The sequence below is a fragment of the Streptomyces changanensis genome (genome assembly GCF_024600715.1).
GTDB classification, from domain to species: Bacteria; Actinomycetota; Actinomycetes; order Streptomycetales; family Streptomycetaceae; genus Streptomyces; species Streptomyces changanensis.
In genome coordinates this window covers 1,396,697-1,409,720 of the sequence record NZ_CP102332.1, presented here as the reverse complement: position 1 = coordinate 1,409,720, position 13,024 = coordinate 1,396,697, and the positions used below count along the sequence as shown (strand labels likewise).

Below are 13,024 nucleotides of genomic sequence, written 5' to 3'. Positions count from 1 at the left end.
CGGATGCGCCACGGACCACTGCCCTTCCCCGTCGTCCTCGCCGGCGCCCGCGGCCACGGCCGCTGGCACCTGGAGAACATCCGACGCCTCACCGACGCCGGGCTCGTACGGCTCGCCGGGGTCTGCGAACTGCGCCCGCTCGACCCGGCCGAACTCGACGGCTTCCCCGGCGTCGCCCAGTCCGACGACCTCGGCGCCCTCCTCGACGCCACCGGCGCCCGCATCGCCGTCGTCTGCACGCCCATCGCCACCCACGCCGACCTCGCGCTCGCCGCGGCGCGGCGCGGCGTCCACCTCCTCCTGGAGAAGCCGCCGGCCCCGTCCTTCGCGGAGTTCCACCGCATCCGCGACGGGGCCCGCCTCGCCGGCACCGCCTGCCAGATCGGCTTCCAGTCGCTCGGCTCGCACGCCCTGGGCGCCATCGCCCGACTCGTCGCCGAGGGCGCCGTCGGAGAGGTCACCGGCATCGGCGCCGCCGGCGCCTGGGCCCGCGACGAGGCGTACTTCCGGCGCGCCCCGTGGGCCGGGAAGCGGCGCCTCGGCGGCACCGACGTGGTCGACGGGGTGCTCACCAACCCCCTCGCCCACGCCGTCGCCACCGCCCTGGCCCTCGACGGCAGCCCGTTCGCCGAGGACGTCGCGGACATCGAGCTGGAACTGGCCCGCGCCAACGACATCCAGGCCGACGACACCTCCTGCCTGCGCGTCACCACCGCGCGCGGCACCCGCGTCACCGCCGCCGTCACCCTCTGCGCGGAGGAGCCCGGCGAGCCGTACGTCCTCGTCCACGGGCGGCGCGGCCGCATCACCTTCTGGTACAAGCAGGACCGCGTCCTGCTGCAGCGGGCCGGACACGGCCCCGTCGAGACGGTGCACGGCCGCACCGACCTGCTGGAGAACCTCGTCCACCACCTCGCGGACGGCGACGAACTCCTCGTCCCGCCCGACCGGGCCGGCGCCTTCATGCGCGTCGTCGAGGCCGTCCGCACCGCCCCCGACCCCCGCCCCCTGCCCGCCGCCGACTGGTACGCCGAGGAGACGGCCGACGGGTCCCGGCGGCGGATCGTGAAGGGCGTCGACGGCCTCGTCCGCGCGAGCGCCGAGACCCTGTCCCTCTTCTCCGAGCTGGAGGCGAACGCCCCGTGACGCATCCGCTGCCCCTGAGCTGCGCGGGACGCACCGTGGGCCGCTACGTCCACCCGGACGACCTGCGGGCCGACCTCTCGCCCCGCCCCTACCTGCACCCCGTCACCACCCTGGCCGGCACCCCCGTCACCGAGGAGCGGCCCGCCGACCACCTCCACCACCTCGGCGTGTCCATGGCCGTGCCCGACGTCGAGGGCCACAACTTCTGGGGCGGCCGCACCTACGTCGCCGGCCGCGGCCCCACCGCGCTCGACAACCACGGCGAGCAACGCCACCACGCCTGGAAGCTGCGCGCCCCGGACGGCTTCGTGGAGGACCTCGTGTGGACGTCCGGCGGTACGGACCTCCTGCGTGAACGCCGTACGGCCGCCGCCGTGCCCCTCACCGCCGACGCCTGGGCCCTGGACCTCACCTCCGCCCTCACCAACCCCGGCGGCGCGGCCCTGACCATCGGTTCCCCGGCCACCAACGGCCGTGCCGGCGCCGGGTACGGCGGCTTCTTCTGGCGCGCCCCGAAGGGGCCCGCCGGCACCCCGCCCCCCGAGGTGTTCACCGCCGACGCCGAGGGCGAGGACGCCGTCCACGGCCGCACCGCCGACTGGCTGGCGCTACGCGGCGCCGACTTCACGCTCGTCTTCGCCGGCGCCACCGACGACACCCGCCGCGACCCGTGGTTCGTCCGCACCGCGGAGTACCCGGGCGTCGGCTCGTCCCTCGCCTGGGCCACCCGCCTGCCCGTCCCGGCCGGCGGCACCGTCGTCCGCCGCGTGGTCACCGTCGTCGCGGACGGGCGCCTCGACCGCCCCGCGGCCGCCGCCCTCGTACGGAAGGCCCTGTCATGACGCCCGTCCGCCCCGCCGACCTCGGCGACGGCACCTACCGCAACCCCGTCCTCGACGCCGACTGGTCCGACCCCGACGTCATCGCCGTCGGCGACGACTTCTACCTCACGGCGTCCAGCTTCGGCCGCGCCCCCGGCCTGCCCCTGCTCCACTCCCGCGACCTCGTCAACTGGTCCCTCGTCGGCCACGCGCTGGACCGCCTGGAGCCCGCGGCCGACTTCGCGGCGCCCCGCCACGACAGGGGGGTGTGGGCGCCCAGCCTGCGCCACGCCGACGGCCGGTACTGGATCTTCTGGGGCGACCCCGACCACGGCATCCACCAGATCAGCGCCGAGGACGTCCGCGGACCCTGGACGGAGCCGTACCTGCTCAAGGCGGGCAGGGGACTGATCGACCCGTGCCCGCTGTGGGACGACGAGACGGGCGAGGCGTACCTCGTGCACGCCTGGGCCAAGTCCCGGTCCGGGGTGAAGAACCGCCTCACCGGCCACCGGATGAGCCGCGACGGCCGCACCCTCCTCGACGCCGGGGAGACAGTCGTCGACGCCGACCGGATACCCGGCTGGTTCACCCTCGAAGGGCCCAAGCTGTACCGGCACGACGGCTGGTTCTGGATCCTCGCGCCGGCCGGCGGCGTCGAGACGGGCTGGCAGGGCGCCTTCCGGTCCCGGGACTTCACCGGCCCGTACGAGGAGCGGACCGTCCTCGCCCAGGGCCGCACCGACGTCAACGGCCCCCACCAGGGCGGCTGGGTCCGCACCCCGGCCGGCGAGGACTGGTTCCTGCACTTCCAGGCACGCGGCCCGTACGGCAGGGTGGTCCACCTCCAGCCGATGACCTGGGACGCGGACGGCTGGCCCGTCATCGGCGACGCCGGCGAACCGGTCCGCACCCACCGCAAACCGGCCGCGCCACCGCAGCCCGTCGAGGTGCCGGCCACCGACGACTCCTTCCCCGGCGGCCGCTTCGGACGGCAGTGGCAGTGGACCGCCAACCCCCGTGCGGGGTGGACCGTCGAGCACGGCGGCGACGGGCTGCGCATGGCCTGCGTCCGCACCGGCGACGCCCACGACCTGCGCCTCCTGCCGCACGTCCTGACCCAGCGGCTGCCCGCCGAGACGTTCACCGCCGAGGTGGGGCTCGCCCTCGACGCCCCCGAACCGGGCGCGCGCGCCGGGCTCGCCGTCCTGGGCGACGCCTTCTCCTGGATCGGCCTGGAGCGGTGCGCCGACGGGACCGTGCGCCTCGTGCACCGCTTCGCCGAGCCCGTGGCCGAGGCCGAACGCGACGCCGCGCACCCCCGCCCGGCCCCGGGCGGCCGGGTGGGACTGCGGGTCGAGGTGTCGGCCGGGGCGCGCTGCCGGTTCCTGGCCGACACCGGCGACGGCTGGGAGCCGTCCGGGCCGGTCTTCGCCGCCACGCCGTGGCGCTGGGTCGGCGCGCTGCTCGGCCTGTTCGCGGCGGCGCCCCCGGGAGGGGGGAGCGCCGGGACCGCCACCTTCACGGCGTTCCGGGTGCGCTGACCGCCCGGACCCGCCGGCCGGTGTGTGCCCACCGGGCACGTCAGCGGACCCGTGGGTCCCCCCCCGCGTCCGCCCTCTCCGTCCGTCCACCGTCCGCACGTCCACCAGCCCCGCACGTCCACCGAACCGTACGTCGCACGCTTGGAGGAGTCGCCATGCCGTACCCCTGGAGCAAGCGCTTGCCGGGGCGGGCCCTGGCCGCGGTCACCGCCCTGGTGGCCGCCCTGGGCCTCGCCACGGTGAGCCCCGCCGGAGCCGCCGGAGCCGCAGGTACCGCCGGGGCCGTTGCCGACGCCGGACCGCCGCGCACCGCCCACCCGTCCGGCCCGCGCTGGGCGGAGCAGCCCCACGGCTTCGCCTCCCTCGCCGGTGGGACCACCGGCGGCCGGGGCGGCAAGGTCGTCACCGTCCGCACCCAGGCCGAGCTGGCGGCCTACGCGTCCGCCGCCGAGCCCTACGTCATCCGGGTCGCGGGCTCCATCGCCGTCGAGCCCTTCGGGTCCTCGATCACCGTCGCCTCCGACAAGACCGTGATCGGCGTCGGCACCAGCGGCGAGATCGTCCACGGCGAGCTCCAGCTCAAGCCCGGCACGCACAACGTCATCATCCGCAACCTCACCCTCCGCGACTCCTACGTCGAGGGCGACTGGGACGGCAAGACCAACGACTTCGACGGCATCCAGATGGACTCCGTCCACCACGTCTGGATCGACCACAACCGCTTCACGCGCATGGGGGACGGGCTGCTCGACGTCCGCAAGGACAGCCAGTACGTCACCGTCTCCCACAACCGCTTCGACGACCACAACAAGGCGTTCGGCATCGGCTGGACCGACAACGTCACCACCCAGATCACCATCGACCACAACTGGTTCAGCGGCACCAAGCAGCGCAACCCCTCGGCCGACAACTGCGCCTACGCCCACCTCTACAACAACTACCTCTCCGCCCAGGTCGCGGACGGCGACCCCGTCTGGTCCTACGGGAACTGGGCGCGCGGCCGGACCCGGATGGTCATCGAGAACAGCTACTACGACGGGGTCCAGCACCCCCACCAGGCCGACGCGACCGCCGAACTGGTGGAGCGCGGCTCCATCCTGAAGGGCAGCACCGGCCGGCGCGACGAGTGGGGAACCGCCTTCGACCCGCGCGCCTTCTACTCCTACCGGCTCGACCCGGCCGCCGCCGTACCCGCGCTGGTGACGCGCTTCTCCGGGCCGCAGCGCGACCTCGGTACCGACACCGTGCTCGACGTGCCCGCCGCTCACCCCACCGTCCAGGCCGCCGTGGACGCCGTCCCGCCCGGCAACGACGGGGCCGTCACGATCCGGATCGCGCCCGGGACGTACCGGGAGAAGGTCCGCGTCCCCGCCGACAAGCCGAGGATCACCCTCCAGGGCACGGGCCGGAACCGGTCCGACACCGTGATCGTGTACGACACGCCGAACGAGTACGGGGGCTCGTCCGCCAGCGCCACCGTCCTGATCGCCGCCTCCGACGTCACCGCCCGCAACCTCACCTTCGTCAACGACTTCGACGAGGCGGCGGTGGAGCTGAAGGGCGAACAGGCCCTCGCGATGAAGACCACCGGCGACCGGATCGTCTTCGAGAACACCGCCTTCAAGGGCAACCAGGACACCCTGATGACCGACAGCCCCCGCCTCGACGCCATCAGCAGGGTGTACGTCCGCGACGCGTACATCGAGGGCGACGTCGACTTCGTCTACGGCCGGGCGACCACCGTCATCGAACGGTCGCTGATCCGGGCGCTGGACCGCGGCTCCGCCACGAACAACGGGTACGTCACCGCCGCCAGCACCTGGAAGGACAACCCGTACGGCTTCCTCATCACCCGCTCCCGCATCGTCAGCGACGCCCCGGCCGGCACCTACCACCTCGGCCGGCCCTGGCACCCGGGCGGCAACCCGGACGCCGTCGGCCAGGTGCTGATCCGGGAGACGGAGCTGCCGGCGGCCGTCAAGTCCTCGCCGTGGACCGACATGGGCGGCTACTCGTGGCGGGACGCCCGCTTCAGCGAGTACCGCAACCACGGTCCGGGCGCCGGCGTCACCGCCGACCGCCCGCAGATGTCCGCCGAGCGGGCCGCGGACCACGAGGTCGCCGACTACCTCGCCGGCCACGACGGCTGGGCGCCGCACCGCCGGCACCTCCCGTAGCGCCGGGCCCGCCCCCGGCGACCCCCGGACCGCGACACCCCGTACCCCGGCGACCCCCCGGACCGCGACACCCCGTGCCCCGGCGACCCCGTACTCCCCGGCACCCACCCGGGACCCGGCCACCCCGTACCGCAGGACCCAGCACCCAGCACCCAGCACTCAGAGAGAAGAGCCGACCATGACCAACTCCCGGAGCTCCAGAGGACGCGCGGCCACGGCCGTCGCCCTGACCGCCGTGCTCGCGCTCACCGCCACCGGCTGCGGTGACGACGGCACCGGCGGCAGCGGGAGCGAGGGCTCGGGCAAGGGCACCATCACCTTCTGGGACAACAACGGCGGCGTGCGGACCGCCGTCTGGCAGGAGATCATCAAGGACTTCGAGGCGAAGCACCCCGACATCGACGTCCGGTACGTGCCCATCCCCAGCGAGGACGTCCAGTCCAAGTACGACACCGCCATCGCGGGCGGCGGCCTGCCGGACGTCGGTGGCGTCGGCGCCGCCTACCTGGCCAACATGGTCGCCCAGAACGCCCTCGAACCGGTCGGCGAGCGCATCGAGGGGTCCTCCCTCAAGGGCAAGCTCGTCCCCACCATGGTCGAGTCGGTCAAGTCCGCCGGCGGCCGCGGCGACGAGATGTACTCGGTGCCGACCTCCGCCAGCAACGGCGTCCTCTACTACCGCACCGACCTGTTCAAGGCGGCCGGACTGGCCGCGCCCACCACCTGGGACGCGTTCTACACCGCCGCCGCCCGGCTCACCGACGCCCGGAAGAACAAGTTCGGCTACACCATCCGCGGCGGCTCCGGCTCCATCGCCCAGGCCCTGGACGCCATGTACGGCCAGTCCGGCATCACCGAGTTCTGGAAGGGCGACCGGACGACCGTCAACGATCCGAAGAACGTCGCCGCCCTGAAGAAGTACGTCGCCCTCTACAAGAAGGCCACGCCCGAGGCCGACGTCAACAACGACTTCAAGAAGATGAACGCCCAGTTCGACTCGGGCTCCATCGCCATGATGAACCACAACCTCGGCTCCTACACGGACCACGTGGAGGCCCTCGGCACGGACAAGTTCGCGGGCATACCCAACCCGGTCGGGCCGGACGGCGTCCGCGTCCAGGTCTCCAACCCGGTCGACGGCCTCGGCCTCTTCCGGGCCGGCAAGAACAAGGCCGCCGCCTGGAAGTTCATCGAGTTCGCCGCCTCCCACGCCTCCAACAGCAAGTGGAACCGGTCGGCCGGCGCCATCCCCGCCAACACCGAGGCCGCCGGCGACGCGTGGCTGAACGAGGCCCGGGCCACCAAGCTCGGCGCGACCGCCCTCACCGACGGCTCCACCAGGATCGTGCAGCTGCCGTACTACCTGCCCGACTGGAACAAGATCAGCAAGTCGGAGAACGAGCCCAACTTCCAGCGGGTCCTGCTCGGCGCGATGACCGCCGAGAAGTTCCTCGACACCCTCGCCGAGCAGCTCGACGCGGCCCAGGCCGAGTGGAACGAGCAGCTCAAGAAGGGCTGACGCCCCGAGAACCGGCCGGCGGCGGTCCGGGTCGCGCCCCGCCGCCGGCCCCCTTCCCCCCCTCCGTACGAGAGCGAGCCAGACGACGTGTCCCTCAGCCGCAGACAGACCGTGACGGCCCTCGCCGCCGTCCTCCCCGCCGCCACGGCGCTCACCGCCCACCCGGCGGCCGCCGCCGCCCGCCCGCCCACCGGCCCCCGGACCCTGTACATCGCGGGGGACTCGACGGCCGCCCAGAAGTACGCCGACGCCGCCCCCGAGACCGGCTGGGGCATGGCCCTGCCCTTCTTCCTCGGCCCGCACCTGCGGGTCGCCAACCACGCGGTCAACGGCCGCAGTTCGCGCAGCTTCCTCGACGAGGGCCGGCTCACCCCGATCCTCGCCGCCCTGCGCCCCGGCGACCTGCTCCTGATCCAGTTCGGCCACAACGACCAGAAGACCGAGGACCCCACCCGCCACACCGAACCCTGGACCACCTACCGGGAACACCTCCTCCGGTACGTCACCGGCGCCCGGTCCCGCGGCGCGCGGCCCGTCCTCCTCACCTCGGTGGAGCGGCGCAGGTTCGGCACCGGGGGCGGGGCCGTCCCCACCCACGGCGAGTACCCGGCGGCCATGCGCGCCCTCGCGGCCGACCACGGCGTGGACCTGGTCGACGTCCAGGCGGCGTCACTGGCCCTGTGGGGGCGGCTGGGCCCCGAGGCGTCCAAGGAGCACTTCCTGTGGCTGGCGCCGGGGGAGTCACCCCACCACCCCGACGGCAAGCAGGACAACACCCATTTCCGGCCGCGCGGGGCGATCGAGGTCGCCCGCATGGTGGCCGCCGGCCTGTGCCGCACCCGTGTGCTCCGACCCGGGGACACGCGCCGTCTCGACGCGGACGTCCCGCCCGGCCGCATCACCTGGCCCCCCGCCTGACCCGTCCCCCCGCGGGCCTTCTGGGCCTCCCCCCACCCGCTCGGAGGCCCTCCCGGGACTTTTGTCCCTCGACTCCCTCAGCCCCCGTGCCACCCGCCCTCCGCACCCCTTTCCTCCCCCACCCCTTCCCTCCCCCCGTTCTCCCAGGAGCCGCAATGCGCATCCCCGCACGCCGCGTCCGGGCCCTCGGCAGGGCCGCGGCGCTGGCCGGCTGCACCACGCTGGCACTCGCCCTCACCGCCCCCACCCCGGCGACCGCCCTCGGTACGGGCGGCGGCCACGACCCCGCCCGCCGCACCCTGCCCGCCGGTGACGGCTGGGCCTCCGCCGACGGCGGCACCACCGGCGGCGCCGCCGCCGACGCCGCACACGTGTACACCGTCACCACCTGGGAGGAGTTCCGGGCCGCGCTCGCCGCCGATGGCGACGCCCCGAGGATCGTCCGGGTCGTCGGCACGCTCGACGCCACGGCAAGCGGCTGCGGGGCCTTCGAGGCGCCCGGCTACGACTTCGACCGGTACCTCGCCGACTACGACCCCGCCGTCTGGGGCCGTGACAAGGAGGTCAGCGGCCCCCAGGAGGAGCTGCGCGCGGCCTCCGCCAAGAACCAGGACCGGGCGATCAAGGCGTTCGTCCCCTCCCGCACCACCATCATCGGCGTCGGCCGGAACGCCGGGATCGTCGGCGGCAGCCTGCAGATCAAGGACGCCGACGACGTCATCGTCCGCAACCTCACCCTGGAGAGCCCCCTCGACTGCTTCCCCCAGTGGGACCCGACCGACGGGGCGACGGGCGCCTGGAACTCCGAGTACGACGCGATGGTCGTGTACGGCTCCACGCACGTGTGGATCGACCACAACACGTTCACCGACGGCCGCCACCCGGACAGCTCGCTGGCCCGCCACTACGGCGAGCTCTACCAGCGCCACGACGGGCTGCTCGACATCGTCCGCGGCGCCGACCTGGTCACGGCGTCCTGGAACGTCTTCGCCGACCACGACAAGACGTTGATGATCGGCAACAGCGACGGCGCGGGCGCCACCGACCGCGGCCGACTGCGGGTCACCCTCCACCACAACCTCTTCGACGAGGTCGTCGAACGCGCCCCGCGGGTGCGGTTCGGCAAGGTCGACGCGTACAACAACCACCACGTGGTGCCGGAGCGGGGCTACGGCTACAGCTGGGGTGTCGGCGCCGAGTCGCAGCTGGTCGCCGAGTGGAACTCGGTCCGCCTGCCGCGGGGCGTGCGGGCCGGGACCGTCCTCAAGAAGTGGAAGGAGGCACCGGTCACGGTCGCGGGCAACGTCGTCAACGGCCGTCCCGTGGACCTGCTCGCGGTCCACAACGCGCAGTTCCCCGACGAGGCGCTGGCGTCCGGCGCCGGCTGGACGCCGACCCTGCGCACCCGCGTCGACGACCCCCGCGTCCTGCCGTGGCTGCTCACCCACCGCGCCGGCGCGGGCCGCGCGCGCTGACCCCACCGGCCGGCGGGGCGGGGGCCGAACCCCGTCGGGACGCGGCGTGAAACCGCCCCCCGGCCCCGCGGAACGCGGTGGTCCGGCTGCGGGCGCCACGGCTCTGCGTTACCGTGCTGATCCTTTGGACCGCCCGCCGGCGGATCGCCCCGCCGGCGGGCAGCACACGGGGAGGGGGCGTGTCCGACGTGGCACCGTCCGTGGCCGCCGAGACCGCGCTGGCCCGCGCCGTCGTGGCGCGCATCGCGCCGGAGGAACTGCCGTACTTCGAGGAGACCGCCGAGGTCCTGGTCGGCCGCGGCGGCCGGCGGGCGCGGCGGGGTCCGCAGGACGATCCGCTGGCCTTCGGGGGAGCGGCCGAACTGGTCGTCACCAGCATCGCGTGCGGGGTGGCGTTCGAGGTCGTCAAGATGATGGGCGAGAGCGTCGGGAGCGGCCTGACGGGCCGGTTCCGGCAGCTCGTCGCCCGGCGCCGCGCCCGCCGCGCCGCCCCGCCGGACGGGACGGCGGCGGACGGGACGGCGCCGGACGGGACGCTGGATCCGGCGTCGGATCCGGCGGCGGGCACGGCGGTCGTCGGAGGCGCGCCGGGGCCGGCCGGGGGACCGGCCGGACCGGCCGGCGGACCGGTCCTCCTCGGGGAGGCGCCGCTGTCCGAGGAGCGGATCGCGGAACTCGGCGAGGCCGCCCGCCGCACGGCCATCATCCTGGGTCTGCCGCCCGACCGGTCGGACCTGCTGGCCGCCGCCGTCCGCGACCACCTGCGGACCGGCGGGCGCGGGGCATGACCTCCACCGCGGTCGGCGGACCCGCGGTCGAGGCCGTACCGCCGCCGCGCCGCCCACCGCCCTCGGGCACGCTCCTCGCCTTCGTCCTGCTGATCTGCGCGGTCCTCGCGTCGATGACGATCCTGCACCCCGGCTACGCGGACTTCCTGGCCGGCGACCGCGACCGGGCCGGCGACCTCAACGACTACCTGCGCGGGGTGATACGGGAGTCGGGCGGGACCGGCGCCTTCCTGAAGGGCGGGCCGCGGGGCGGGTGCGACTCCGGCGACGACCGCACCTCGGCGGGCATCCTCGTCTCGTACGCGATCCTCGCCGTCGCCACCGCCTCGTACTACTGGTTCCGCTCCGGGCGCCGTGCCCGCAGGCGCGGCGTGCGGCCCCTGAACGCCGAACGCTTCCCCGCCCTGCACGCCGAGGTCGACCGGCTCGTCTCCGGTGTCGAACGGGCCCGCGGCGTCACCGTCCTCGTCGACTTCCTCGACTCCGGCGTCAACGGCGTCACCTTCGGCCGCGTCGGCCGCCGCCACGTCGTCCTCAGCCGCGGACTGATCCGGCTCCACGAGGGGACCGAGGAGGACCGGGCGGCCTTCCGCGCCGTCGTCCTCCACGAACTGGCCCACCTGCGCAACCGCGACGTCGACATCACCATGGTGACGCTCGCCCTGCTGCGCTGCTTCACGGTGCTCATCCTCGCGCCCCGGATGCTCGGCGACCTGCTCGCCCTGGTCTTCGTGGCCGACGGGACCGGCTTCTTCGCCGCGGCCCTCCTCGACGCCCTGGTCCTCGCCGGCGTCGTGCTCGCCGCCCGCTCCGTCGTCCTGCGGACCAGGGAGTTCCAGGCGGACGCGCGGGTGGTGGAGTGGCTGGGCGATCCGGCGCCGCTGCTGCGCGCCTTCGCCCTGGCCGGGTCCGAACCGGTGGCGGCCCGGCGCCGCGGACCGTGGACGGGCCGGTGGGGCCGGCTCACCCGGACCCACCCCTCCTTCGCGGAGCGCGCCTCCTGCCTGGCGGACCGGGCGCAGCTGATGCACCAGGGGTTCGGGTTCGCCTTCGTCGTCGGGTTCTGCCTTCCCGCGGCGTGGGACCCGGTCGCCTCCGCCACCGCACAGATCCGCGCGGGCGGCGGGATCCGGGGGTGGTGGCCCACGGAGCTCATCACGTTCCTGATCGCCCTGGTCCTCTTCCTGACGGTGGTGCGCGCCGCCCTCCACCGGCAGGGCGACCCGGCCTCGGCGCCCTCCCGGACCCCCTTCCGGGCCGGGATCGCCGTGGGCGTCGTCGCCGGGTACGCCGTCGCGCCCAGCACCGTCGTCGACCACCTCATGCTGCCCGGACTGAGCGTCGCCGCGCAGGTGTCGGGGTGGTGCGCGGTCGCCCTCCTGTGTCTGCTCCTCACCCTCTGGTGCCAGTTCCTGGCGGACTGCTGGGCTCGCCCGCTGGACCACGGGCGCCGTCCCCGCGCCCGGGCCACGGCGCTGGGGCTGGTGGTGGCCGTCGCCGTCGCCGGCAACGCCTCCGCGGTCTTCGCACTGCCGTGGCAGATCGCGATGGGCCGTTTCCTGGACGAGCGACTGGCCGCCCTCCCCGAGCCCCTCCACGCGGCGGTGTGGACGCAGTACGTCGTGGCGACGAAGCTCATGCATCCCGGCTGGCTCGTCGGCGCCGCCGTCGTCCTGCTCGGCGTCCCCCTCGCGGGGATCCTGCGCGACCGCCGCCTCGCCCGGTACATGGTCCCCGCGGGGCCGCCCGTCCCGCCGCCCCGGCGCAGCCGCGCGGCCGTCCTCGGCGTCGCGGCCCTGGCGACCGCCTGCTTCCCGCCCCTCCAGACCTGGTGGGCGCACCAGCGCCAGGTGGAGTTCCTGGCCCACTCCGCGGTCCTCGCCCCGCTGACCCTCCTCGTGGCGGTGGGCACGGTGACCGGCGGGCTGGCCCGGTCCCGCCGTCCGGTGTGGGCCGCGGGCAGTGTGCTGGCGTGCGGTCTGCTGCTGGCCGTGCCCCTGGTGCTGTTCACCGGCGAGCCGGGCCTGCTGCGCCTGTGGAGCGTGCTCGTGGGGACGGGGGTGGAGGGCGCGCTCGTCGGCACCCTGGCCACCGTGGTCCTGTCCCACCCCGGCCGCGCGGCGGCGCCACGCCCACCCGGGTGACCCACCCGGCCGGTGCCTGTCACCCACCCCTTCGGCGCCCGTGACTCAACCGGCCGGCGCCCGCTCCGGGCGGTGCTCGCGCCGCAGCGCCGCCCAGGTCGCGGCCGCACCCGCGGCCTCCCACAGGCCGACGCCGAGGAAGCCGGCCGGGGCGCGGCCCGTGACGACGGCGACCGTGAACACCGCGCAGGTCAGCAGCCGGAAGGGCACCGTCCAGCCGAAGAACGCCCGCCAGTCCGCGAGCGCCGCCAGCACGTAGTACACGCCCATGTTCACCGCCGCCATCGACGACGCCGTCAGGAACACCAGGGTGTGGTCGCCCGCCGCCCGCGCCCCGTCCGGTACGGGCTCGAAGCCCATGACGGCCAGCAGCACGTCCGGTGCGACGAGCCCCACCGCGCCCAGCGTGGTGGCCAGCAGCCCGAAGACGGCCATGGTCCAGCCGGACAGGGAGCGGGGGCGGGACGACAGACGGCGGCGCACGGGGTCCTC

10 protein-coding genes are annotated in these 13,024 nt (G+C 74.9%); 9 read left to right on the top strand and 1 reads right to left on the bottom strand.

Translation table 11 applies throughout. The features are described 5' to 3' along the window. Positions 1 to 3: 3 nt before the first annotated feature. From NRO40_RS06220 to NRO40_RS06180, 9 genes are all read left to right on the top strand, one after another. A complete protein-coding gene (locus NRO40_RS06220; RefSeq protein WP_058943172.1) occupies positions 4 to 1,146 on the top strand; it encodes a Gfo/Idh/MocA family protein in 1,143 nt (380 codons plus the stop codon). Continuing rightward, positions 1,143 to 1,988 (top strand): DUF6807 domain-containing protein, encoded by an 846-nt coding sequence (locus tag NRO40_RS06215; RefSeq protein ID WP_058943171.1) that lies wholly within the window; start codon positions 1,143 to 1,145, stop codon positions 1,986 to 1,988. The genes NRO40_RS06220 and NRO40_RS06215 overlap by 4 nt, the downstream gene beginning before the upstream one ends. After that, positions 1,985 to 3,511, top strand: coding sequence for a glycoside hydrolase family 43 protein (locus NRO40_RS06210; protein ID WP_058943170.1), 1,527 nt, complete (start codon positions 1,985 to 1,987; stop codon positions 3,509 to 3,511). The genes NRO40_RS06215 and NRO40_RS06210 overlap by 4 nt, the downstream gene beginning before the upstream one ends. Positions 3,512 to 3,666: 155 nt before the next feature. Beyond that, on the top strand, positions 3,667 to 5,688 hold the full coding sequence (locus tag NRO40_RS06205; RefSeq protein WP_058943169.1) for a pectinesterase family protein: 2,022 nt from the start codon (positions 3,667 to 3,669) through the stop codon (positions 5,686 to 5,688). A 178-nt stretch (positions 5,689 to 5,866) separates the two neighbouring features. Next, complete coding sequence (locus NRO40_RS06200) at positions 5,867 to 7,207, top strand: ABC transporter substrate-binding protein (RefSeq protein WP_058943168.1); 1,341 nt, start codon at positions 5,867 to 5,869, stop codon at positions 7,205 to 7,207. 87 nt (positions 7,208 to 7,294) lie between these two features. Next, positions 7,295 to 8,125 (top strand): rhamnogalacturonan acetylesterase, encoded by an 831-nt coding sequence (locus NRO40_RS06195; RefSeq protein ID WP_058943167.1) that lies wholly within the window; start codon positions 7,295 to 7,297, stop codon positions 8,123 to 8,125. A gap of 155 nt (positions 8,126 to 8,280) precedes the next feature. Beyond that, positions 8,281 to 9,600 carry a pectate lyase family protein gene (locus NRO40_RS06190; protein ID WP_058943166.1) on the top strand — a complete coding sequence of 440 codons (1,320 nt, stop codon included), beginning with the start codon at positions 8,281 to 8,283 and terminating at the stop codon, positions 9,598 to 9,600. A 179-nt stretch (positions 9,601 to 9,779) separates the two neighbouring features. Further along, complete coding sequence (locus tag NRO40_RS06185) at positions 9,780 to 10,388, top strand: hypothetical protein (protein WP_058943165.1); 609 nt, start codon at positions 9,780 to 9,782, stop codon at positions 10,386 to 10,388. Continuing rightward, complete coding sequence (locus NRO40_RS06180; protein ID WP_058943164.1) at positions 10,385 to 12,532, top strand: M48 family metalloprotease; 2,148 nt, start codon at positions 10,385 to 10,387, stop codon at positions 12,530 to 12,532. Before NRO40_RS06185 ends, NRO40_RS06180 begins: the two co-directional genes overlap by 4 nt. Before the next feature lie 45 nt (positions 12,533 to 12,577). On the opposite strand, the gene NRO40_RS06175 is transcribed toward NRO40_RS06180, so the two are convergent. Beyond that, on the bottom strand, positions 12,578 to 12,967 hold the full coding sequence (locus NRO40_RS06175; protein ID WP_058943208.1) for a hypothetical protein: 390 nt from the start codon (positions 12,965 to 12,967) through the stop codon (positions 12,578 to 12,580). Positions 12,968 to 13,024 lie beyond the last annotated feature (57 nt).

What these genes read in the sequence shown, in the direction of transcription:
- NRO40_RS06220 (WP_058943172.1), top strand. Translation starts at nt 4, where the DNA reads ATGCGCCACGGACCACTGCCCTTCCCCGTCGTCCTCGCCGGCGCCCGC.
- NRO40_RS06210 (WP_058943170.1), top strand. Translation starts at nt 1,985, where the DNA reads ATGACGCCCGTCCGCCCCGCCGACCTCGGCGACGGCACCTACCGCAAC.
- NRO40_RS06205 (WP_058943169.1), top strand. Translation starts at nt 3,667, where the DNA reads ATGCCGTACCCCTGGAGCAAGCGCTTGCCGGGGCGGGCCCTGGCCGCG.
- NRO40_RS06200 (WP_058943168.1), top strand. Translation starts at nt 5,867, where the DNA reads ATGACCAACTCCCGGAGCTCCAGAGGACGCGCGGCCACGGCCGTCGCC.
- NRO40_RS06190 (WP_058943166.1), top strand. Translation starts at nt 8,281, where the DNA reads ATGCGCATCCCCGCACGCCGCGTCCGGGCCCTCGGCAGGGCCGCGGCG.
- NRO40_RS06180 (WP_058943164.1), top strand. Translation starts at nt 10,385, where the DNA reads ATGACCTCCACCGCGGTCGGCGGACCCGCGGTCGAGGCCGTACCGCCG.
- NRO40_RS06175 (WP_058943208.1), bottom strand. Translation starts at nt 12,967, where the DNA reads ATGGCCGTCTTCGGGCTGCTGGCCACCACGCTGGGCGCGGTGGGGCTC.